This is a genomic window from Halobacteriovorax sp. HFRX-2_2 (assembly GCF_043196705.1).
Classification (GTDB): Bacteria; Bdellovibrionota; Bacteriovoracia; order Bacteriovoracales; family Bacteriovoracaceae; genus Halobacteriovorax_A.
In genome coordinates, this window is sequence record NZ_JBEBMT010000001.1 from 315,305 (window position 1) to 334,024 (window position 18,720).

At 36.9% G+C, this 18,720-nt stretch carries 19 protein-coding genes; 10 read left to right on the forward strand and 9 right to left on the reverse strand.

Features of this window, described 5'->3' with window-relative positions:
* Positions 1 to 35: 35 nt before the first annotated feature.
* The 6 genes from ABMA79_RS01475 to ABMA79_RS01500 all read right to left on the reverse strand — a co-directional run bounded on the left by ABMA79_RS01475 (position 36) and on the right by ABMA79_RS01500 (position 4,723).
* Positions 36 to 539 carry an NADPH-dependent FMN reductase gene (locus ABMA79_RS01475; RefSeq protein ID WP_392857035.1) on the reverse strand — a complete coding sequence of 168 codons (504 nt, stop codon included), beginning with the start codon at positions 537 to 539 and terminating at the stop codon, positions 36 to 38.
* Positions 540 to 555: 16 nt separating this feature from the next.
* Complete coding sequence (locus ABMA79_RS01480; protein WP_393089650.1) at positions 556 to 1,539, reverse strand: succinylglutamate desuccinylase; 984 nt, start codon at positions 1,537 to 1,539, stop codon at positions 556 to 558.
* Between the two features lie 9 nt (positions 1,540 to 1,548).
* The gene (gene ilvA, locus ABMA79_RS01485; RefSeq protein ID WP_393089652.1) at positions 1,549 to 2,769 is read right to left on the reverse strand and encodes a threonine ammonia-lyase; all 1,221 of its coding nucleotides are present in this window, start codon (positions 2,767 to 2,769) and stop codon (positions 1,549 to 1,551) included.
* 9 nt (positions 2,770 to 2,778) lie between these two features.
* Positions 2,779 to 3,297, reverse strand: a complete 519-nt coding sequence (locus tag ABMA79_RS01490; RefSeq protein ID WP_392857028.1) for an FxsA family protein — start codon at positions 3,295 to 3,297, stop codon at positions 2,779 to 2,781.
* 103 nt (positions 3,298 to 3,400) lie between these two features.
* The gene (locus ABMA79_RS01495; RefSeq protein ID WP_393089655.1) at positions 3,401 to 4,156 is read right to left on the reverse strand and encodes an SH3 domain-containing protein; all 756 of its coding nucleotides are present in this window, start codon (positions 4,154 to 4,156) and stop codon (positions 3,401 to 3,403) included.
* A 51-nt stretch (positions 4,157 to 4,207) separates the two neighbouring features.
* Positions 4,208 to 4,723 carry a TerB family tellurite resistance protein gene (locus ABMA79_RS01500; RefSeq protein WP_392857026.1) on the reverse strand — a complete coding sequence of 172 codons (516 nt, stop codon included), beginning with the start codon at positions 4,721 to 4,723 and terminating at the stop codon, positions 4,208 to 4,210.
* A 108-nt stretch (positions 4,724 to 4,831) separates the two neighbouring features.
* Here ABMA79_RS01500 and clpS point away from each other — a divergent pair, with 108 nt between their 5' ends.
* The 7 genes from clpS (at position 4,832) to ABMA79_RS01535 (ending at position 12,926) form a co-directional block, all read left to right on the forward strand.
* A complete protein-coding gene (clpS, locus tag ABMA79_RS01505) occupies positions 4,832 to 5,188 on the forward strand; it encodes an ATP-dependent Clp protease adapter ClpS (protein WP_392857024.1) in 357 nt (118 codons plus the stop codon).
* Positions 5,189 to 5,206: 18 nt separating this feature from the next.
* Complete coding sequence (clpA, locus tag ABMA79_RS01510; protein WP_392857022.1) at positions 5,207 to 7,540, forward strand: ATP-dependent Clp protease ATP-binding subunit ClpA; 2,334 nt, start codon at positions 5,207 to 5,209, stop codon at positions 7,538 to 7,540.
* 334 nt (positions 7,541 to 7,874) lie between these two features.
* Positions 7,875 to 8,438, forward strand: a complete 564-nt coding sequence (locus tag ABMA79_RS01515; protein WP_393090832.1) for a hypothetical protein — start codon at positions 7,875 to 7,877, stop codon at positions 8,436 to 8,438.
* A gap of 293 nt (positions 8,439 to 8,731) precedes the next feature.
* Positions 8,732 to 10,207, forward strand: a complete 1,476-nt coding sequence (gene miaB, locus ABMA79_RS01520) for a tRNA (N6-isopentenyl adenosine(37)-C2)-methylthiotransferase MiaB (RefSeq protein ID WP_392857021.1) — start codon at positions 8,732 to 8,734, stop codon at positions 10,205 to 10,207.
* A 94-nt stretch (positions 10,208 to 10,301) separates the two neighbouring features.
* On the forward strand, positions 10,302 to 10,928 hold the full coding sequence (locus ABMA79_RS01525; RefSeq protein ID WP_392857018.1) for a hypothetical protein: 627 nt from the start codon (positions 10,302 to 10,304) through the stop codon (positions 10,926 to 10,928).
* Entirely contained in the window at positions 10,916 to 11,959 is a 1,044-nt protein-coding gene (locus ABMA79_RS01530; RefSeq protein WP_393089657.1) for an aminopeptidase, read from the forward strand. The genes ABMA79_RS01525 and ABMA79_RS01530 overlap by 13 nt, the downstream gene beginning before the upstream one ends.
* Before the next feature lie 16 nt (positions 11,960 to 11,975).
* On the forward strand, positions 11,976 to 12,926 hold the full coding sequence (locus tag ABMA79_RS01535) for a hypothetical protein (protein ID WP_393056490.1): 951 nt from the start codon (positions 11,976 to 11,978) through the stop codon (positions 12,924 to 12,926).
* Here ABMA79_RS01535 and ABMA79_RS01540 read toward each other — a convergent pair whose 3' ends face one another.
* The gene (locus tag ABMA79_RS01540; RefSeq protein WP_393089660.1) at positions 12,927 to 13,748 is read right to left on the reverse strand and encodes a hypothetical protein; all 822 of its coding nucleotides are present in this window, start codon (positions 13,746 to 13,748) and stop codon (positions 12,927 to 12,929) included.
* Positions 13,749 to 13,869: 121 nt separating this feature from the next.
* On the opposite strand from ABMA79_RS01540, the gene ABMA79_RS01545 reads away from it, so the two are divergent.
* Together ABMA79_RS01545 and ABMA79_RS01550 are read left to right on the forward strand one after the other, a co-directional pair.
* Positions 13,870 to 14,292, forward strand: a complete 423-nt coding sequence (locus tag ABMA79_RS01545; protein ID WP_393089662.1) for a hypothetical protein — start codon at positions 13,870 to 13,872, stop codon at positions 14,290 to 14,292.
* The gene (locus tag ABMA79_RS01550; protein WP_393089665.1) at positions 14,273 to 14,671 is read left to right on the forward strand and encodes a hypothetical protein; all 399 of its coding nucleotides are present in this window, start codon (positions 14,273 to 14,275) and stop codon (positions 14,669 to 14,671) included. Before ABMA79_RS01545 ends, ABMA79_RS01550 begins: the two co-directional genes overlap by 20 nt.
* Here ABMA79_RS01550 and ABMA79_RS01555 read toward each other — a convergent pair.
* The gene (locus ABMA79_RS01555; RefSeq protein ID WP_393089668.1) at positions 14,651 to 15,448 is read right to left on the reverse strand and encodes a hypothetical protein; all 798 of its coding nucleotides are present in this window, start codon (positions 15,446 to 15,448) and stop codon (positions 14,651 to 14,653) included. The genes ABMA79_RS01550 and ABMA79_RS01555 overlap by 21 nt on opposite strands.
* 179 nt (positions 15,449 to 15,627) lie before the next feature.
* Between ABMA79_RS01555 and ABMA79_RS01560 the strand changes: the two genes are divergently transcribed.
* Positions 15,628 to 17,079, forward strand: a complete 1,452-nt coding sequence (locus ABMA79_RS01560) for a hypothetical protein (protein ID WP_392857006.1) — start codon at positions 15,628 to 15,630, stop codon at positions 17,077 to 17,079.
* On the opposite strand, the gene ABMA79_RS01565 is transcribed toward ABMA79_RS01560, so the two are convergent.
* Positions 17,080 to 18,708 (reverse strand): ChaN family lipoprotein, encoded by a 1,629-nt coding sequence (locus ABMA79_RS01565; protein ID WP_393089670.1) that lies wholly within the window; start codon positions 18,706 to 18,708, stop codon positions 17,080 to 17,082.
* Between the last annotated feature and the right edge of the window lie 12 nt (positions 18,709 to 18,720).

Sequence of the window (18,720 nt, forward strand, 5' to 3'; positions counted from 1 at the left end):
AAAGCTCCTTTCGGAGCTTTTTCTTTATCTGAAACTTATGCAAGTTTTACTAAACTAGCTAGCGCACCTCTTGCACCATCTTCATTTAATTGCTTGCTGTAATTCGTTAGAAGTTTACGGCCAACAATATGAAGTCCAATGAAAGAAAGTTGATTTTGCATTGCTTGGATAACGTATTGTCCGCCACCACCAGAGTGTGTTCCTAGAACAGCTGGCTTATCAACAAATGCTTCACGCCAAGATTCTCCACCTGAACGAGATACCCATGCAATAGCATTGATAAATGATGGTGTAACAGAGCCATTGTATTCTGGTGTTAAGAAAACAAAACCTTTGGCCGCGATAAACTTCTCAGTTAGTTTAACTCCATCTTCTGGAATTCCATTCTTTTCTTCTTCAGCTGTATATAGTGGAAGCTTATAATCACTAAGTTTTACGATTTCAAAAGACTTACCAGTTTCTTGTGCTAGTTCAAGAATCTTGTCTGCCATCTTTAGATTCATTCCGTCACTTGAAGTAACGATTAAAAAATCACTCATTTTCTCTCCTGATTTGTTATTCTAATTCTTTAATAAGTAGTAATGCTCTTTGCCCTAAAATAACTTTAGAGTTTGGAAAAATCATACGTAAGTTATCTTCCGGAGCGAGGTACTTTTCGTTATTTTGCGTAAAAATATGATCACCTTTTTTAAAGAGAGTAAAGTTTGCGCTTTCTTCCTCTTCAAAAGTAAAACTAAAGTCATCATATTCTTTATTGATTGAAGCATAGATTGTAAATGCTTTTGGAAGGTCCTCTTTCTTTAATTGTTTAGAGCTTAAAAGGGTTTCTATTGTCTCTTGTGCTGCTTTGAATTTTCCTTGTGGGTTTTCACCAAAGGGATAGACCTTGCCAAGTTCAACGGTGGCACTATAGGCATTTAGCTTTTCAAAACTAAATGAACTAAATACTGTTGATTCTTTATGAGAAAATAAAGAAGCTTGAACGCCCATATTTGCGAGTGCCAAGTTAAAGTGATGATCTCGTTGTCGATCATCTGACTTTGGTACAAGTGCAAAGCGCTCCATTTCACTTTTCTTTAAGGCACAATGAAGGTCAAAGTGGAAGAGTTGTTTCCCATCGTACTTAGCAACAAAGTCATAGCATTGTTTTTCAAGTACACTTGCTCTTTTTACTTCATAGTTCTCAGCTAAATCTTTATAGGCCCCATTAAAGCAACGATTTAAATTGTATTCACTAAAACGTTTGCCAATATTCATGGCCTTTGGATTACCAAAGATAAAGAGAGTAGGAGAGTTAATGATAAGTTCATCACGATAAATCTTCTCGAGTGTCTCATTTGTAAATTCTATAGGTGCAGTTTCATTGCCGTGAATTCCACAAGAGATAATGTAGATATCATCTGTTGTCACGGATTTTGGCGTGACTTCAATAATACCTGTATCATGAATTTGAAAGTGACAATTCTCACCGTCAAAACTGCTTGGCGCTAGGCCAACTTCGTTACTTCTTGTTGTCTTTAGGAAGTTTAATTCACTCATTAGAAAATCCTAGACTCTTTTGGCACTAAGGCCCATTGAATTGAGCTCATCAACAATTTCTTTAATATGAAGATGGCCTCTTGTTTCAAGAGAGAATTCAACTTCTGTTTCACCGAGGACACTTGTTGTGAAGGCCCTGTTGTGGTGAATCTCTAAAATATTGGCCTGTTTAGAGCCGATGATATTTGAAATTCTTGCAATTGTTCCAGGTGTATCAGGAACATTAACAATAATTGAGCAAGAGCGCCCAGAAGTAATGAGACCTCTTTCGATAATACGATCGAGGATATTTAAGTCAATATTTCCACCGCTGACAACTAGGACAACAGTCTTTCCTTTTATATCCTTGAACTGATCATATAAGAGGGCAGCAACAGAAGTTGCTCCAGCACCTTCACAAAGGACCTTCTCATACTCAAGTAGAGTCACTATAGCGTGTGAGATTTCAGTTTCTTTAACTGTTACAATCTCATCCACATATTTTTTTACAGTATTAAATGTATTTTCAAGAACTGTTGTGACAGCAATACCGTCAGCAATTGTCTTTTTCTTATCCACGGTAACAATTCTATCTTGCTCGATGGATGTCTTCATTGCAGGCATTTCGACTGCTTCGACTCCAACGATCTTCGCTCTGCTTCCGCTTTCTTTGATGGCCGTTGAAATACCTGAGATGAGGCCACCACCTCCAATAGGAATAGCAACAAGATCGACATCAGGTAGCTCATCTATAATTTCTAAACCAATTGTTCCTTGGCCAGCAATAATATCTTTATCGTTAAAAGGATGAATAAAAACTTGTCCCGACTCTCTTTGAATCTCAAGGGCCTTTTGGTAGGCATCATCATAGAAGTTTCCGTGAAGGATAACTTCTGCACCAAATTTCTTTGTTCCTTGAATTTTTGCTAGGGGAGTTGATTCAGGCATAACAATTGTTGCCTGAATTCCAAGTTGTTTTGCTGCAAGAGCAACACCTTGAGCATGATTTCCAGCTGAGGATGCAATAACACCCTTATCTTTTTCTTCTTTTGTTAGTTTAGAAAGACGATTAAGGGCCCCTCTTATTTTATAGGCTCCCGTTAACTGTAAATTTTCAAGTTTTAAGTAAACTTGGCAGTCAAACTTCTCACTCAATGTTGTCGAGTAAGTTAATGGTGTTTTAATAATACGATTTTCAATAGCAAGCCTTGCATCTTGAATATCACTTAGCGTTACGTTCGTTGTTGTCATAATGAGATCTTACTTCTTTTCGTAATCAACTTCAAATGTGTTCTCATCCACTTGGATCGGGCCATTTTGAGTGCCTTCGTGACGGGCCTGAGAATTATAGGCATTTCCTGAATAAGAAGAAAACCCACCACCATTTTTAAATGAATAAAATTGCATATTGCCACTTTCAATTGAGCTCATAAAGAATTTCTTCATATAAATAAGCCAGATGTGACGAGTTAGTGGAAGAACCATTGATAGTCCCAGGACATCTGTCAGAAAGCCTGGAGTTAAGAGGAGAAGACCTCCACCAAAGACAAGAAGTCCATGGATAAAACTATTGGCCGGAACACGTCCTTGGGCAAGTTCTCCTTGAATCTTAGCCAGTAGTGCTGCTCCTTGCGATTTTGCTAGGGCCGCTCCGATTACACCAGTAATTAGAACGAGTAGAAAAGTATTTCCTCCACCGATTTGGCCACCAATTGAAAAGAGTAGGTAGATCTCAATTGCAGGAATAACTGTGAATAACATAACTAATATTGGAAACATGGTACCTCATTTATTTTTGTGTACCTATAAGATGGGATGAGATTTAGTGATGTCAAGGTAGGGAATTTCGAAGAGTCGAAATTCCCATTGTATGTTATTGATATTAAATAGATTTTAAGTTCTTAGAATCGTAAACCCAACCTTCGTGAGTTGATCCTTTTAGATAATTCTTATACTTAATTTGAACCCAGTCACCATCTGTTTTTAAGATTTCAACACGAGTATTTGGTGCGACAACTTCAAGTTTTTCACCCTTTGTACTTGGGATCGCTCTTAAGTTAAGGTACTTAACTGGTGTGTGAAATGATTTTTGGACTGCTACGACAGCAGGCTTAACGATTTCTTTCGTTACAACCTGAGTCTTTGGTTCAGACTTGAAAATCATCGCACTTGCTATAAGTGAAAGTGCAATAATAGAGGCAGCAATATAAAGAGGCTTTTGGTCTTTTGACTCTTTAAGTGATGGAGAAGATTCTGGGGCAGACTTAAGTTCGATCTGCTCTCGAACATTCTTTTGATTAATGATTATTGATTGTAGAAGTGATTCGAGTCTTTCAAATTTCTCATTAACTTCTTTAGTTTCAAATCTTCTTTCAAGATCTTCGATCTTCTTATAGAGATTATCCTTCTTCTCTTCTCGTTCTATATTGGCCACATGTGTCTCAACATCTTCTGAAGGGACTACTGTTTGAGTTGTTGATTGAAGGAGATTTGATATAGGGCTTTTTGAGATCTTTTTCTCATTCTTTTCAAGTAGGTTTGAAAAGTTAAAATTACCTTGAAAATCGTCATTCATAAATTGCGCGGCTTTCTTTAATGAGTTCTCTAGATTTTTGTTAGAATCAACACTCTCTTTCATTAAACTTCCTTGTCATAAATTTTAATTACTTAAAGAGTGTAGAAAATAGTTTTAGACTTGAAAAGTTTTTAAATACTCTTTCACATCTGCTTGTGCACTCAAGAAGTACTTCTTCTCAAGTACAAGAGCATTGGCAATGTAGCTAATCTCATTGGATTCAACATTGTCGACTTCGCCGTCGGCAGCGGCAATTGCAAAGAGCGCCTTTAAAACTTGATAGCGCTCGTGTTGTGACATGATCTCAACAAGTGGCTTGCAGTAACTTCTGGTATCAAGTCCAGAAAGCTCTTTCATTTTCTCGATAGAGTATTCAGTTATTAACTCGGCTTCCTCGGCATTTAATTGTGTCATACCTGTGATAATCTTTTGCATCTTTGATTTTTCATTTTGACTGACGTGAAAGTCCGAGTAGGCGATACGGGCAAGGAGTCCACAGATACATGAGATGATTACTTTTCTTTCATCGTTCATATTTGGAAATTTCTTATTTAAGTATGCGTGTATCTGATTTATTGAATTTGATTGATGATCGGCCTTCAGTGATTTGAAAAATTCGAAGAAGTTCATTATGGACCTTTTTTAGAGATTTTCAGTCGTATATACCTTGAAAAGAGTAACACAGATGGGCGATAATGGAAAAAAAGAAAAAAAATTTAGCAAAGTCGAGGAAGTAAATTGGATAAGTTTGAAGTTGGCGATATTGACATTAGAAAAATGAATACCATCTTTAGTACAGAAGAGGATGGTGATGTAGCACTAGAAGATAAAGTAAGGGTTAAGAAGCCTTCTAAATATCATGTCATCCTACACAATGATGACTATACGACAATGGAGTTTGTCATTTGGGTGTTGATGCATATCTTTAATAGAGGTCAAGAAGAGGCCATGAAGATTATGCTCGATGTCCACAATAATGGACGAGGGGTATGTGGAACCTATTCATATGAAGTTGCAGAAACAAAGATGAATAAGGTTATGTCTGAAGCAAAGAAAGAAGGGCACCCACTACTTTGTACTGTTGAGCCTGAATAGGCACAGGAGAATTATAAAATGATGTCAAAAAAATTAGAAACCATCATTAATGAGTCAATTCAAAGAGCAAATACTTTGAAGCACGAATATCTGACTCTTGAAAATGTCCTTTTGTCTCTACTTGCAGATGAAAATGTAAGAGAGATAATTGAATATTGTGGTGGTGATCTTGAAGAAATCGAAAGTGAGCTTAACGAGTTTATCCACGATGAATCTAACTTTAGCATTCTATCAGATGACCAAATCGAGTCTCTTTCTAAACAACAATTCGTTAACGATGAGTTAAGGGAATTGGCACGAGAAAATGGGATTGTTTACCAGCCTGAAATTTCGATGTCTCTACAAAGAGTCATTCAAAGGGCCGCGATTCATGTGCAATCAAGTGGAAAAAGTCAGATTCTAGGGATCAACCTACTCGTTTCTCTATTTCAAGAGAAAGAAAGCTTTGCTCTTTATTCTCTGCAAAAGCAAGGGATCGAAAGATTCGATATTGTTAAGGCCATCTCTCATGGACTTGGCCCCGAAGATGAAGAGGAAGTTCCTCGCATTGAATATGTGGAAGGTGAAGAACCTCAGTCTCGTTCAAAGAAGGGAGATTCATTCTTAGCTAAGTTCACTGTGAACTTAAATGAACTGGCCAGGGAGAATCGTATTGATCCTCTTGTTGGCCGAGAAGAAGAGGCGCTACGTATTGTTCAAATTCTTTGTCGTCGTCGTAAGAATAACCCTCTCCTTGTTGGAGAAGCCGGAGTTGGAAAGACTGCGATCGTCGAAGGACTAGCACAGCGTATTGTTGAAGAAAAAGTACCTGACATCTTAAAAGGTACGACGATTTTCAATCTTGATATGGCCGCTCTTGTTGCAGGAGCAAAGTTTAGAGGTGACTTCGAGCAAAGAGTTAAGGGAGTCATTAAAGATCTGGAAAAGCTCGATAAAGATGGTAAGAAGGCCATTCTATTTATCGATGAAATGCATACCGTAATGGGGGCGGGGGCAACTTCTGGTGGAAGTATGGATGCCTCTAACTTATTAAAGCCTGCGCTAAGCCGTGGAGTTGTTCGTATCATTGGTTCAACAACATATGCTGAACATAGAAAGTTTATTGAAAAAGATCCGGCATTTAACCGTCGATTCCAAAAAATTGATGTGGATGAACCTTCAAATGAAGATACAATTGCCATCTTAAAAGGACTTCGACCTAAGTTTGAGTCTTACCATGGTGTTAAGATCTCTGACAATGTCATCAAGGAAGCCGTTGCTCTAACATCTCGCTACCTAATGGATCGTAAAAATCCAGACAAATCAATTGATGCCATTGATGAAGCAGGTGCTTTAAATCAAATTCGACCTGAAAGTAAGAAGAAATCTTCGATTACAAAGAAAGATATTGAAGATGTTGTGGCCAAAATGGCCAATATTCCAAAGATTACAGTTGAGACGACTGAAAAAGATAAGCTTAAGGATCTAAATAAAAATCTTAAAATGCTCATTTTTGGACAAGACCACGCTGTAGATGAAGTGTCTCAGGCCATTTATATGTCAAAATCTGGCCTTGGCGATGAAGGAAAACCTATTGCAAGCTTCCTATTTGCAGGCCCAACCGGAGTAGGGAAGACAGAATTAGCTAAACAACTTTCCATCCAACTAGGTTGTCACCTTGAGCGCTTTGATATGTCTGAATACATGGAAAAACATTCAGTCAGTAAGCTAATTGGTTCGCCTCCTGGTTATGTTGGCCATGACCAAGGTGGTTTATTAACAGATGCTGTTAAGAAAAACCCACATTCTGTTCTACTTCTTGATGAAATCGAGAAAGCACATGTGGATATCTATAATATTCTTCTCCAGGTGATGGATCATGGGTCTCTAACAGACTCTCAAGGAAGAACAACAGACTTCACAAACACAGTGATAATCATGACGACGAACGCTGGAGCTAAGGAAATGGATAGTGGATCTATTGGCCTTGCAAAGTCATCTTCAAAGAATACTGGTAAGAGAGATCAGACCATTAAGAACTTTTTTAGCCCTGAATTCCGTAACCGTTTAGATGGAATTGTACACTTTGAGAAACTTTCTACTGAGTACATTGTTAAAATTGTTGAAAAATTCGTTTCACAACTTGAAATTAAGTTAGCTGCTAAAAATATTGAGATCGTTTTAAGTGAAGAAGCTAAAATTTGGCTTGCCGAAAATGGATTTGATGAAAAAATGGGAGCAAGACCAATCGCTCGAATCATCGATCAGAAGCTTAAGAAGCCAATTTCTACTGAAGTTCTATTTGGAAGTTTAACTCACGGTGGAAAAATAGAAGTTGTCGTTGAAAACGATGATCTAAAATTGAATTTTTAAAATTTTTCTAAGACAAATTACAATCAAACTTACATTTTTTAAATGCTGAAACTGCCCTGAAAGGGCAGTTTTTGCTTATTCTTTTGAAAAAAAATGAAAAAAAATTTCGCTTAATTTTTTTATAAGAGTAAGTCCGAAACTAACGTCTATCAGGAAGATTAGAAAGTTTTATGTTTTATGGAGAAGCCTTGCTGTCGGCTCGTTTCGAGGTTTTCTTTAAAAATAATGTAAAGTAATTTCAAAATTAATCCGAAGTTAAAAAGGAACATAGGGAAATAAAAAAGATGCTTATGCTTATCAAAAAGTAATTTTTTATTTGCACACAAATAAAATTATGTTTACCATAAACATAAGTATTGAAAAAACCAGGAGGATGTCAATGGCAGTTAAGAAAACTACTAAAAAGACAACTAAGAAAAAAGTAGCTAAAAAAGCTACAAAAAAAGTAGCTAAGAAAGCAGCAAAGAAAACTGCAAAAAAAGCTACAAAGAAAAAAGTAGCTAAAAAAGCTACTAAGAAAGTTGCAAAGAAAGCTACAAAGAAAAAAGTAGCAAAGAAAGCAACTAAGAAAGTTGCAAAGAAGGCAACTAAGAAAAAAGTAGCAAAGAAAGCAACAAAGAAAAAAGTTGCAAAGAAAGCTACAAAGAAAAAAGTAGCAAAAAAAGCAACTAAGAAAGTAGCAAAGAAAGCAACAAAGAAAAAAGTTGCTAAAAAAGCTACAAAAAAAGTAGCTAAGAAAGCTACTAAGAAAAAAGTTGCAAAGAAAGCTACTAAAAAAGTAGCTAAGAAAGCAACTGCAAAGAAAGCAACTAAGAAAGTAGCAAAAAAAGCTACAAAAAAAGTAGCAGCTAAGAAAACAGCTAAAAAAGCTACGAAAAAAGTTGCTAAAAAGAAATAAGAAGCACAATTCTTAATTCAATAATGAGTCGGCCCGCTATTAGCGGGCCTTCTTATTTTCAAATCTATTTACATTCCACCCAAAAACATCTAAAAAAAGACCATATTATCGCCAGATTTTATAGCTGATACGATAAGAATAATTCAATGATTTCAACACGTTACAGTGCTTTAAACTGTAGTTATCTCCTTGGTTTTCTCGTCATTTCAGTTACTTATTAGATTTTCATCTCTTAATTCTGCCCGTAGGTTGGTCAGGGGAAATGAAAAGAAAGGCGTTAGAAGGAAAAGTTCATGACAACAGATATTTCTCCAACAGGTCTAGGTGTAAGTAAGCAAAATCACGTAGCTTCATCATTTATTGATGAAAAGTCTGGTGATCGCATCGTTCAACTAGGTGATGTGACATTTCCACCAAGAAAAGTTTGGATGAAAACTTACGGTTGTCAGATGAATTATCATGATACTGAACGAATTCTTTCACACCTAAAGAATTTGAATTTCTCTCATACTGAAGATTTGGAAGAGGCCAGTCTTGTTCTTTTCAATACATGTGCTGTTAGGGAACTTGCCAATAATAAATTTTATTCACAATTAGGTGAGTTAAAGCACTTAAAGCAAGAAAAAGGTGATGATCTTGTCATCGGTGTCGGCGGATGTGTGGCCCAAACAGAAGGAAAGGATCTTGTTAAAAAATTCAAGCATCTAAACTTTGCCTTCGGACCAGATACAATTGATACAATAAACGATATGGTTTACCGCACATATGCAGGGGATGATAAATTCTCTGTTAATACTTGGGATCGCTCAAGTAATTTTTCGATTGAAACAAAAATCAATCACGGAACACCTCAGGCATTCGTTAATATTATCAAAGGTTGTGATAAATATTGTACTTACTGTATCGTTCCTTACACTCGTGGCCGTGAACGTTCAAGAAAACAGGCCGAGATTGTTGAGGATGTAAGAAGACTAGTTGAATACCAAGGTGTTCAAGAAGTTATGCTACTTGGCCAAAACGTAAACTCATTTGGGAAAGAAAATGGAGAAAGATTAAGTGATCTAATCATGGATCTTGACCAAATTAACGGCCTAGAAATTCTAAGATATACAACTTCACATCCGTATGATGTGTCGGACGACCTAATTGCAGCTCACGGAGCAGCGAAAAAATTATCAAAACACTTACACCTACCAGTTCAATCTGGTTCAAATACAGTTCTTCAAAGAATGAATCGTGAGTACACGAAAGAACACTATCTAGGACTCCTAGAAAAACTTCGTGCTGCCAGACCTGATATCGTTCTTTCAACTGATATTATCTGTGGTTTCGTTAATGAGACTGACGAAGAACACAAAGAAACACTTGATCTACTTGAAAAAGCTCAATTTGATTTCATTTATTCATATGTTTACTCACAAAGAAGTAAAACTCGTGCCGCAAAAATGGAAGATTTCCTAACTCAGGAAATTAGAAAGTCACGTCTTCATGAAGTACAGGCCTTTCAACTTGCAATCCAAGAAAAGATTCGCGCTAAGATGGTTGGCAATGAGTACCGCGTGCTAGTCGAAGGTTCGAACACAATGAAAGGTGAAACGAAGTGGAAGGGGAGAACAAATTGTAATCGCCTTATTCACTTTAAGGGACCAGCAGAAAACGAAGATCTTAATCTTAAATGGCATTGGGTTGACGTTAAGTGTATTTCGACAACTGCTCTTTCTTGTCAGGGTGAACTACTTCAAGATCATGGACGCCGCTTAAATAAGTAGTTGTAATGACAAAGTAAAATGGAGTTCTTTGCCTAAATAGGCATTGATGAGTTCGTAAGTTGTAAAATATCCTTGAGTATATTTTGAGGATATTATGAAATTACGCTTACCCTTACTTTGTAAAATTATGTTCTTAGGCTTTTTATCGTTGAATTCAATGGCCCTTACAGAACTGGATCTGGATTTTAATTACAATAAGAATATCTTTGGGCTTGATCGCCAGTCGTATGAAACAAAGAGAACATATGCTGGATCAGTTACATTCTACTTTCTTTCCAAAACAGGTATCGAGTTTAATATTTCTCAATCTGAAAATGAAATTATTGGAAAGTATGACAACTCTGATCTTTCGACAGGCCTAGTAATTGAAAATGAATATACTAATATTAAAACCCAAAGCTTTGGGATTGGTATTAGACAGGCGCTTTCTGGCCGTAAATCATTTCTTCAACCGCTCATCTCATTGGGATGGAGTAGACAACAATATACTCTTTATTCAACAACTTTAGTTAAGGACTTGGATACTTCAACCGAATATCTCATTAAGTCCGGAAAAGAGAAGTCGAGTTACGATGCCATGTTTGGTGCCTTTGCACTGAAAATGATGCTAACGAGAACTTTCTCAATTAAGGGCTCAGTAAGAACGGTCTTTCGCGCATTCAAATTTGAAGAGGCGAGGGATCAGCTAAGTTACAGCGCTGGGATCTCATGGTTATTCTAAAAAGAATCTTTCAATTCTCTCTTTTATTAAGTTGTCTATCATGTGCCAAGATTAGCTATCTAACAGAACAAGGTATTGGCCAAGTGGATATTCTTTGGAGCGCTAGAATGAATCATGAAGTTTTAGAGGACCCAAAAGTCAGTGAAGAGTATAAGACGAAAATTAAACAAATCGAAACTTATAAGACTTACTTCTATAATTATTGGCAAAGGCCATCGACAGATATTTATTCAAAGACGACTCTCTTGAAGTCTCGTGCCGTTACTTATCTCGTTATTGCTTCAAGACCAAATGAAATTAAGGCCCGTAAAGAGTGTTTCACATTCTATGGCTGTTTTCCTTACCTTGGTTTTTTTAAAGAAGAGTCTGCAACAGAATTTGCTAAGGAGCTTGAAAGAGAAGGGTATGAGACCTATACAAGAGATGTTCTCGCTTACTCGACGCTGGGAAATTTTGATGACCCCATTCTTTCTTCTTTCTTTGAATACGGAAAATATAGTTTAACTGAAACTGTCTTTCATGAACTATTTCACACTATCTTCTTTGCTAAGAGTGAGGTTGACCTCAATGAAAATCTTGCCAACTACTTTGGCGAACAAATGCTCATCGAATATTACAAGGATGATAAAGAGTTGGATGGCTACTTCAAAAATCTAGAGCTAAATTCTAAGCTTAAAAAGGCCGTCACAGATCATGCTCAAAAGCTTAAGGATATTCTTAAGCAAGATGATTGGGTGAGTGCCAAGAAAGAGTATCTCTCTAAGACGATGCCCGAGGAGCTTGCCAAACTTTGTTCTAAACTTGAGGTGACAAATTGTTGGCCATCAAAAATGGAGTGGAACACGGCATCTTTAGCTGCGTTTATGACTTACGAGAAAAGCCAATCTCATATCTCTGAGTACGCAAAACAATTTCGTGGTGATCTTAAAGCTCTTTTTGCCAATATAGAACAGCGTTATGAAAAGTACCTCAACGAAGATATCGAAGGGAGTTTTGAGGACTATCTTTTTAATTCCAAATCGCTAAATTAGTGATATCTTTCTTGTTATGAAAAACAAGAAACACTTATTCTTTATCGATCCAATTGAAAAACTTGTCACAAAGAAAGATTCGACAATCTTAATTGCCTTAACAATGCAAGAAAGAGGTGAGGATGTTTACGTTCTTTTTGAAAAGGACTTCTTTGTTCAAAATGCTAACGGTATTCAGTTTGACTGTTACCGAATTAGTGGAAAGATTAATGAAAGCTTCTATGTTGAGGACTTCAAAGTAGAGGATTCTCCAGAAGTTGTTTCGATTGATTCAAATACGGCGATTCACATGAGAATCGACCCGCCATATGACTCTCGCTACCAGCGCTATCTTTGGATGCTTAACTTCCTTACTGATATGTATGGTGTTCAAGTTTTAAATAATCCACTGGGGATTATGAAGCACAATGAAAAGCTTGCGGCCTACACAAGAGAGTTAAGTCTCGACAGTTATGTTGGAACTTCTTTATCGGGTGCAAAGAAATTTATTTCTATCCTTGAGGCCCGTGGCGTTCAAGAATTGATTTTAAAGCCTTTAGATCTTTATCAGGGCATTGGTGTTCAAAAAGTGAGCTTGAACGAATTTGAGGGGCATTTTAAGGCCAAATGCGATGAGTTTAAAGGACCTGTTGTTGTACAGGAATTTGATAACTCAGTTGTTGAAGGTGAAATTCGTACGATCTTCTACCGCGCCAAGGAGTTGGGAACAATTCTTAAGGTTCCTAAAGAAGGAGAGTTCCTTGCCAATATTGCTCAAGGTGCAAAGTATTCGGCAGTAGAATTAGATGCTCAGGTAAAAGCAGAATGTCAGCATATCTGCGAAAAGCTAATGGCGGATGGGGTTGATTTAATTGCTTTTGATATTTTGGGTGGAAGAATTTCTGAAGTAAATGTGACGTGTCCAGGACTCATGGTGGAGGTTTCTTCTGCTATGAAAAGAAACCTCGCACTCGAATTATTTAAGTAATTACATTCTTGGGGCCGAAGCAGGGAAGTCCTTTGTCGAGTCAGTTGAAAACTGAATGTCAAAGGCAACACAGTCGTTAGGCCAAACTGCGGCCATAGGACAGTAGCCATTTGTCACGGCATCACTTTGGCTATAGCCTTGATTAAGGTAGTATTGGCATGACCAATCCCATTGAACATCAAGAATATCAACAATCATTGGCCCATATGTTGACGGTAGTGTTGAGCCAGAAAATTCCTTAACTTTTGAAACTTCTCCGTTTGCAATATCACCAAAAGTTACAGTTCTTGTTAAGTTACAAGCTTGTCCTTCCGCTCGAATACAAAGCTTAATTTGTAGTTTCTTATACTGTTGTGGATTGTAATGACATTTAACGCCGTTGTCGTCATAAGTTCCTTGAGAAGGAGCTGTTCTTGGACGAACGCGAATATTAAAACGAGAGTCAGTATAGAGCATTGCCTGACCTGTTCCTAGAGATGTTGAGGACCATCTTACATTGGAGCCTGAAGAGGCACGTGAATTTCCGTGTAGGATAATGCTTCCGACAGTATAGAAGTTTTGAGTTTGGCCACCATCGGCATCACCCTCTTCGTTACCATCACCGTAGCCATCACCTGGATCAGTTTGCTCATTATCGCTATCATCACCGCTGTCACCACTTCCGTCACCCCAGTCCCAGCCACCATTGCCTGTTCCTGTGTTACCGTTGTTGTCCCAACCATTCCCATTAGAGCTATTGTAATTCGCTCTAGAATTAGTCGGCTGAGTACAGCTCGTTAATGTCATGAGTACTAAAGTTCCCAATAATAAAATTTTTCTCATGTAATCCTCGTTCTTACATTTCCTCACTATTTTATCGGTAATCTATTGAATATACTTTAATCTTCACTTAAGTGTTTAAAATCTCAGTAGCATTTTTTCCAAAGCTTGCTAAAATTATCTTGTGATAGTTAAAAAAGAACTTATTCGAAAATTAGTGGATGAATTTTATCAAGTTGCCAATTACTTGATTCAGGATCAGTTGCAGGCGATGCAACTTATTATTGATGTGGCAACAGGCTTCGTTGCCCAAGATAGTCAGACTCTCTATAAGATTGATAATGAATACTTCGAGCGCCAATTCTTATTAAAATTAGTATCCCTGGCCAAACAAAGAAGTGAACAAATCCTAAGCAATAGAAGTAGTAGCTTAAATACTGTTGAGCAAAGGGCGTGTATTTACCTTTTTGAATTTAAGGGTGAGTCAGTTGATCATATCTCAGAGAGTCTAAAGATTTCACAACAGCAAGTCCTATCATATATTGATCAACTACCGCATAAGAGTATTAATCTAAATGAGAGCTTCGATGGAAGAACAATTAATTAATAGTAATCTGAATAAATGTTTTTTTTCAAAGCAGATGACCTATTTAGAAAGTCGTGACTTTGTTAAAAATGAACAACATATTTCTCAATGCCTAGATTGTCGCCAAAAACTACTGGAATATGAGCTTAAAAAGCAGCAGCTCATAAATGACTTTAATTCGTATCAGGCCAACACCGAAGTCGAAGAGATTCTTTTGCGTGAGCTTGATGAGTTAATCCCAGAGCAAGAAGAAGATCAGATAAAGGGGAGTCCTATTATAAGAAAGCGTCAGTACAACCTGGCCTTTAAGGATTTCTTTGTCTTTATTACTTTTGGAATTCCACGAAAATTACAATTGATCATTGTGGCCGCGCTAATCTTAGCGGCGTGTATTTACTGAGAGAGTGAAGATCGCATAGTACTTGCCATCTTCGTCTTTTAGGTCTTTGACAATATTAGGGATCTTATTCATCTTCCCGAGAGCTGTTTCAAAGATCTTATGAATATCATCATCTTCAGACGATTTTAGAATCTTAACAATTTCCGCATTTCCTTTTTCGTCGTAGCGAACAACGGCCTTTAACTCTTGAGCTGAAGCAGAACGCAGACTTTCTTGAACATATGGCCTTTCAGTTACTCGGTTTCTCACTGAGATTTGAACGGAGTTGATATATTGAACGGCCACACGCTTATAGAAAGCATAGAATACTTTTTCAAATTCATTTAGCTTATCGGGGCTAATCCCCTTAGGAGGAAGGAAGCTAACAGTGGCCTCTTGAACATGAGATAACTCGTTAGTCCAATTTGCGTCCTTAAAGCTTTCCTTGGAAATTCTCTTTTGAAGAATCTGATTCTTTTGTACAGATTCCTTCTTGGCCACTTTGATAATTCTTTGTTCTTCTTTCTTTGATAGGGCAGAAGAGCGACTTTTAACTTCTTGATCAACGCGCTTAATTTCTTTTTCACTATATGTTGGTTTACCATAGGCCAGTTGACCAAATAGGTTTTGATTATCCTGGGCCTTATCAAGCCCAATCTTTCTAACTTCAACTTGTTTAAATTTAAGCTTTATTGCTTCTTCTTGGGCCAGTTTTTTAGACTCGCCAGCATCGAATACTAGACTTAGTACTAAAGCATGCAAAACGAGGGAAAATAGGATTGTTATATAGTTGATCATTTTTCTCCGGCCGGATTATCCTATAAAAATTGTACCATTTTACTTGGTTAGGGACAAAGGAATCTCCTTTAAACTGGTAAAATTTGTCTACTCTTTATTCTAGCGCAATGAATAGGTAGAATTAAAGTGTGCTAGGTGGCGCAATAGTAAATGAATTACGTAATTTTAAGGACTTATGGATGAGTAAACCAGTTCAATACAAATTTTCAAAGGTGAGATTAGGAATATTAGGTCTATCTTCTGTCTCAATTTTAGTCATTGCTTATATGCTAAGTGGTGTATCAAATAGTTATAAACTGGTTTCAACAATTCAAAATGGAATTCAAATTTGTAGCACGAGAGTTCAGCAGACCTACACGGCCGCAGTAGCAGGGGATATGAATTCAACATATCTTGATAGCAACTTTACGGCGCAAACTGGAGAATGTTTCGCACAAGTTTCAGACCTAATGACTGAGTATGGAAAATTCTCATCAGCTATCGTTAAAAAATTTAATACAGTTAGCTCAAACGTACACTGGTTTCATGAGAGCTTAAGAAGTACAGGGAAGGGATTCTCTGTTACTGATAAGAATTTCTCTAGTAATGTTGATGAAAAATTCTCTCAATTTGAAGATGCAGCTGATGCGGGCTCAATTCTTATTGAGAATCACTTTGAAACAATTTCTAATTCACTTTCAAATATTAAAATCTCACTTGCTCTTGTAGCAGGAGTTTTCCTATTTACTTTTGCATGGGAATTAATCTTTAAGAAAATTGTTATGCAAAGAAGAAAGGAACTTGAAGATGAAGCTTTAAGTTTACTTATGCTTAATCAAGAAGATAATTTTGACGAGATTGAAAGTGTTATTATTAATGCACTAGAACTTAATGAGATGAAGCATTGCTCGAAGCTTTATTCTGCACAAAAACAAAATTTCAAAAGAGAGAAGAGAAAGGCAACGATCTCTTCTAACGAAAATAAAACTTTTGGGATGGTTCTTTCTGACGATGATCAAGATGCAAAGCAAGTTGCAGATCAAATTTGGTCAATGAGTGAATCAAATGAAAGTGGTGAGAATGAAACAAATGTACCAATGGTGCAAAGTTGTGAAATCTCATCGGTAAATCGTTTCATCGCTTGTAAAGTACAAGATCAGTACAAAGAGCAGGGAATCGAATTTAAAATTGATACTAATGAAAAAGAAATCATTGGTGAGAGAGAAACAATTGAGCAGATTCAATATAATATTCTTTTAGATGCAGCTAAGAACTCAATCAATGCTGATGAAGATAAGAGAACAATTGAAGTTCAAGGTAAGACTCTTGGAGCAATTTACTACCTAAGTATCTCATCATACGGAGAGAGTAAAAACTCAACTGAGCTTGAAACATCGGTACAAATTGTAAGAGAACTACTTAAAGATATTTCAGGACGTCTAGAGCTTGCAAATCTTTATAACGACGATCTACAACCAGTTGGGCGTAAGTACAAGTTAATCTTTAAGACAAAAGATGTTGTTGTTGCCGCTCCTGCTGTTGAAGTAGAAAGTGTTGAAAAGGTGACTGAAGAAGCCAAGGAAGATACTTCTAAGAAAGTTACTCGTATTGAAAAGGGTACTAAGCGCGAGATTATGCAAAGACTAATGTAATTAGAATTCGCGTTTTTTAAGTTTTTTAATTTCTACTAAATTTCCAATTTCATTTAACAGGCCTTGATAGTTTTCGTTTGAGTAATCATCGGATGCTACAAGCCTGTATACATCTTTATACTCAACTCTATTGGCTGCAAAATAATAGTCGAAGATAATGTCGGCCAGCATGTGGGATACTTTTCGGGAGGCCTTGTGAAGCTGGTAGAGGTTTAGTCCCTTAAGCTCTTCATTCACATTGACCCTTTTATTACAAAGTTTTAAACATGCCTTAAAGACCATCTTGTCAGTCTTCTTAACTTGTTTATTGTGGCGGGCCATGTATTGAAAGTCCTTATACATATTGCACTTTCGATACGGATTAAAGAGTTTTGAGCAAAAATACGCGCTAATATAATTATGGACAAGGTAGACGAATAAATTTGTTCGATCTCTTTTGTTAAAGAAGCCCACAATTTCCTTTTCTGGAATTTTTAGCTTTGATTGGTGAATATGAATTCCTGCTAAGTAAGAGATTCGATTTATGGAATAACTTGAGCAGTAGTAGGCCTTCTTACATGGAAGCTTAAACGTCTTACCATGTTCAAGTAGCTTATTATAAAAGCCAATGGCCTTCTTTGACTTAAGCTTACCAATTGTGTTCTTAACTCTCTTTATGCTTTGTTGATCAAAGATTCTAAAGTCTTCTATCTCGCCAATTGGAATATCAAGATTAAGGGTGTTATTGATCTCGTGGCAAAAGTAAGCAAAGTTATCAAAGATATTATCTGAGAACTTAAGTGTTCCTGTTTCAATAATATACTCGTGAATATCAAACTCAGGATCATCGGCCAAGTGCTCATACCAATAAATTTGGGATTCATACTTAAGCCACGGTGGAGAGTTTACAAGAACGAATTCTCGCATATTATACTTAACAATTTGGTCAGATCTAAGCTTATTCGTTTCAACAAGCTTCCAATAAACTTCATCTGTGTTTTGATGAATTATCGTTTGAACGACATCTTTATTGGCCAGGTCAAAAACTTTTTGCGGCAACTTATTGGGAACGATGTGAAGCTCACCAAAGAGAATGAGTAGCTTATGTTCTGGGTTTTCCTTGTGATAAGTTGCAATTTTCTTTGCGGCCTTCTTATCTCTGGTTTCAAGATTGCCTTTAGTATTAAGAGCAAGAATTGAAATATTGTGTTCCTTAGCAAGGTCGAAGAAGATCTTGTAGAAGGTCCAAGGAAAGCGCCAAGAGTTTTTGTAGTTAATAGACTCCAGGAACTCAAGCTCGGTGATTGCCCCTTTAAGGTAAGAATCAATATAGAATTGATGATTGATATGAATGAACTCCACACCAATGGCAAATTGATAATCACTCTTTGCTAGGATGCGAATGATGCGCTCGAGATTTCTCGTGCTTTGATCAAAAGTATGAAAGTCTCCAAGATAGATGATATCTGAGGTATCAATTGAATCATATAATTGACTCACGCTTGATTTTTGAAACTCGCGGCGAGCATAGCGCTGTTGATCTTGTCGGTATTTCTTTAGTAGAGGCGTGGGCTCTCCTTCAAGAGAGTTGGCCTTATTTTTAAAATAGCGGTAGATACTCCTGTGAGTCTCATCGACTTTCAATTGCATAAGTCTATGATA

What these genes read in the sequence shown, in the direction of transcription:
- clpA (WP_392857022.1), top strand. Translation starts at nt 5,207, where the DNA reads ATGATGTCAAAAAAATTAGAAACCATCATTAATGAGTCAATTCAAAGA.
- ABMA79_RS01555 (WP_393089668.1), bottom strand. Translation starts at nt 15,448, where the DNA reads ATGATCAACTATATAACAATCCTATTTTCCCTCGTTTTGCATGCTTTA.
- ABMA79_RS01560 (WP_392857006.1), top strand. Translation starts at nt 15,628, where the DNA reads ATGAGTAAACCAGTTCAATACAAATTTTCAAAGGTGAGATTAGGAATA.
- ABMA79_RS01550 (WP_393089665.1), top strand. Translation starts at nt 14,273, where the DNA reads ATGGAAGAACAATTAATTAATAGTAATCTGAATAAATGTTTTTTTTCA.
- ABMA79_RS01490 (WP_392857028.1), bottom strand. Translation starts at nt 3,297, where the DNA reads ATGTTTCCAATATTAGTTATGTTATTCACAGTTATTCCTGCAATTGAG.
- ABMA79_RS01495 (WP_393089655.1), bottom strand. Translation starts at nt 4,156, where the DNA reads ATGAAAGAGAGTGTTGATTCTAACAAAAATCTAGAGAACTCATTAAAG.
- ABMA79_RS01530 (WP_393089657.1), top strand. Translation starts at nt 10,916, where the DNA reads ATGGTTATTCTAAAAAGAATCTTTCAATTCTCTCTTTTATTAAGTTGT.
- ABMA79_RS01480 (WP_393089650.1), bottom strand. Translation starts at nt 1,539, where the DNA reads ATGAGTGAATTAAACTTCCTAAAGACAACAAGAAGTAACGAAGTTGGC.
- ABMA79_RS01565 (WP_393089670.1), bottom strand. Translation starts at nt 18,708, where the DNA reads ATGCAATTGAAAGTCGATGAGACTCACAGGAGTATCTACCGCTATTTT.
- ABMA79_RS01475 (WP_392857035.1), bottom strand. Translation starts at nt 539, where the DNA reads ATGAGTGATTTTTTAATCGTTACTTCAAGTGACGGAATGAATCTAAAG.
- ABMA79_RS01540 (WP_393089660.1), bottom strand. Translation starts at nt 13,748, where the DNA reads ATGAGAAAAATTTTATTATTGGGAACTTTAGTACTCATGACATTAACG.
- ABMA79_RS01525 (WP_392857018.1), top strand. Translation starts at nt 10,302, where the DNA reads ATGAAATTACGCTTACCCTTACTTTGTAAAATTATGTTCTTAGGCTTT.
- ABMA79_RS01500 (WP_392857026.1), bottom strand. Translation starts at nt 4,723, where the DNA reads ATGAACTTCTTCGAATTTTTCAAATCACTGAAGGCCGATCATCAATCA.
- ilvA (WP_393089652.1), bottom strand. Translation starts at nt 2,769, where the DNA reads ATGACAACAACGAACGTAACGCTAAGTGATATTCAAGATGCAAGGCTT.
- ABMA79_RS01535 (WP_393056490.1), top strand. Translation starts at nt 11,976, where the DNA reads ATGAAAAACAAGAAACACTTATTCTTTATCGATCCAATTGAAAAACTT.
- ABMA79_RS01515 (WP_393090832.1), top strand. Translation starts at nt 7,875, where the DNA reads ATGTTTACCATAAACATAAGTATTGAAAAAACCAGGAGGATGTCAATG.
- miaB (WP_392857021.1), top strand. Translation starts at nt 8,732, where the DNA reads ATGACAACAGATATTTCTCCAACAGGTCTAGGTGTAAGTAAGCAAAAT.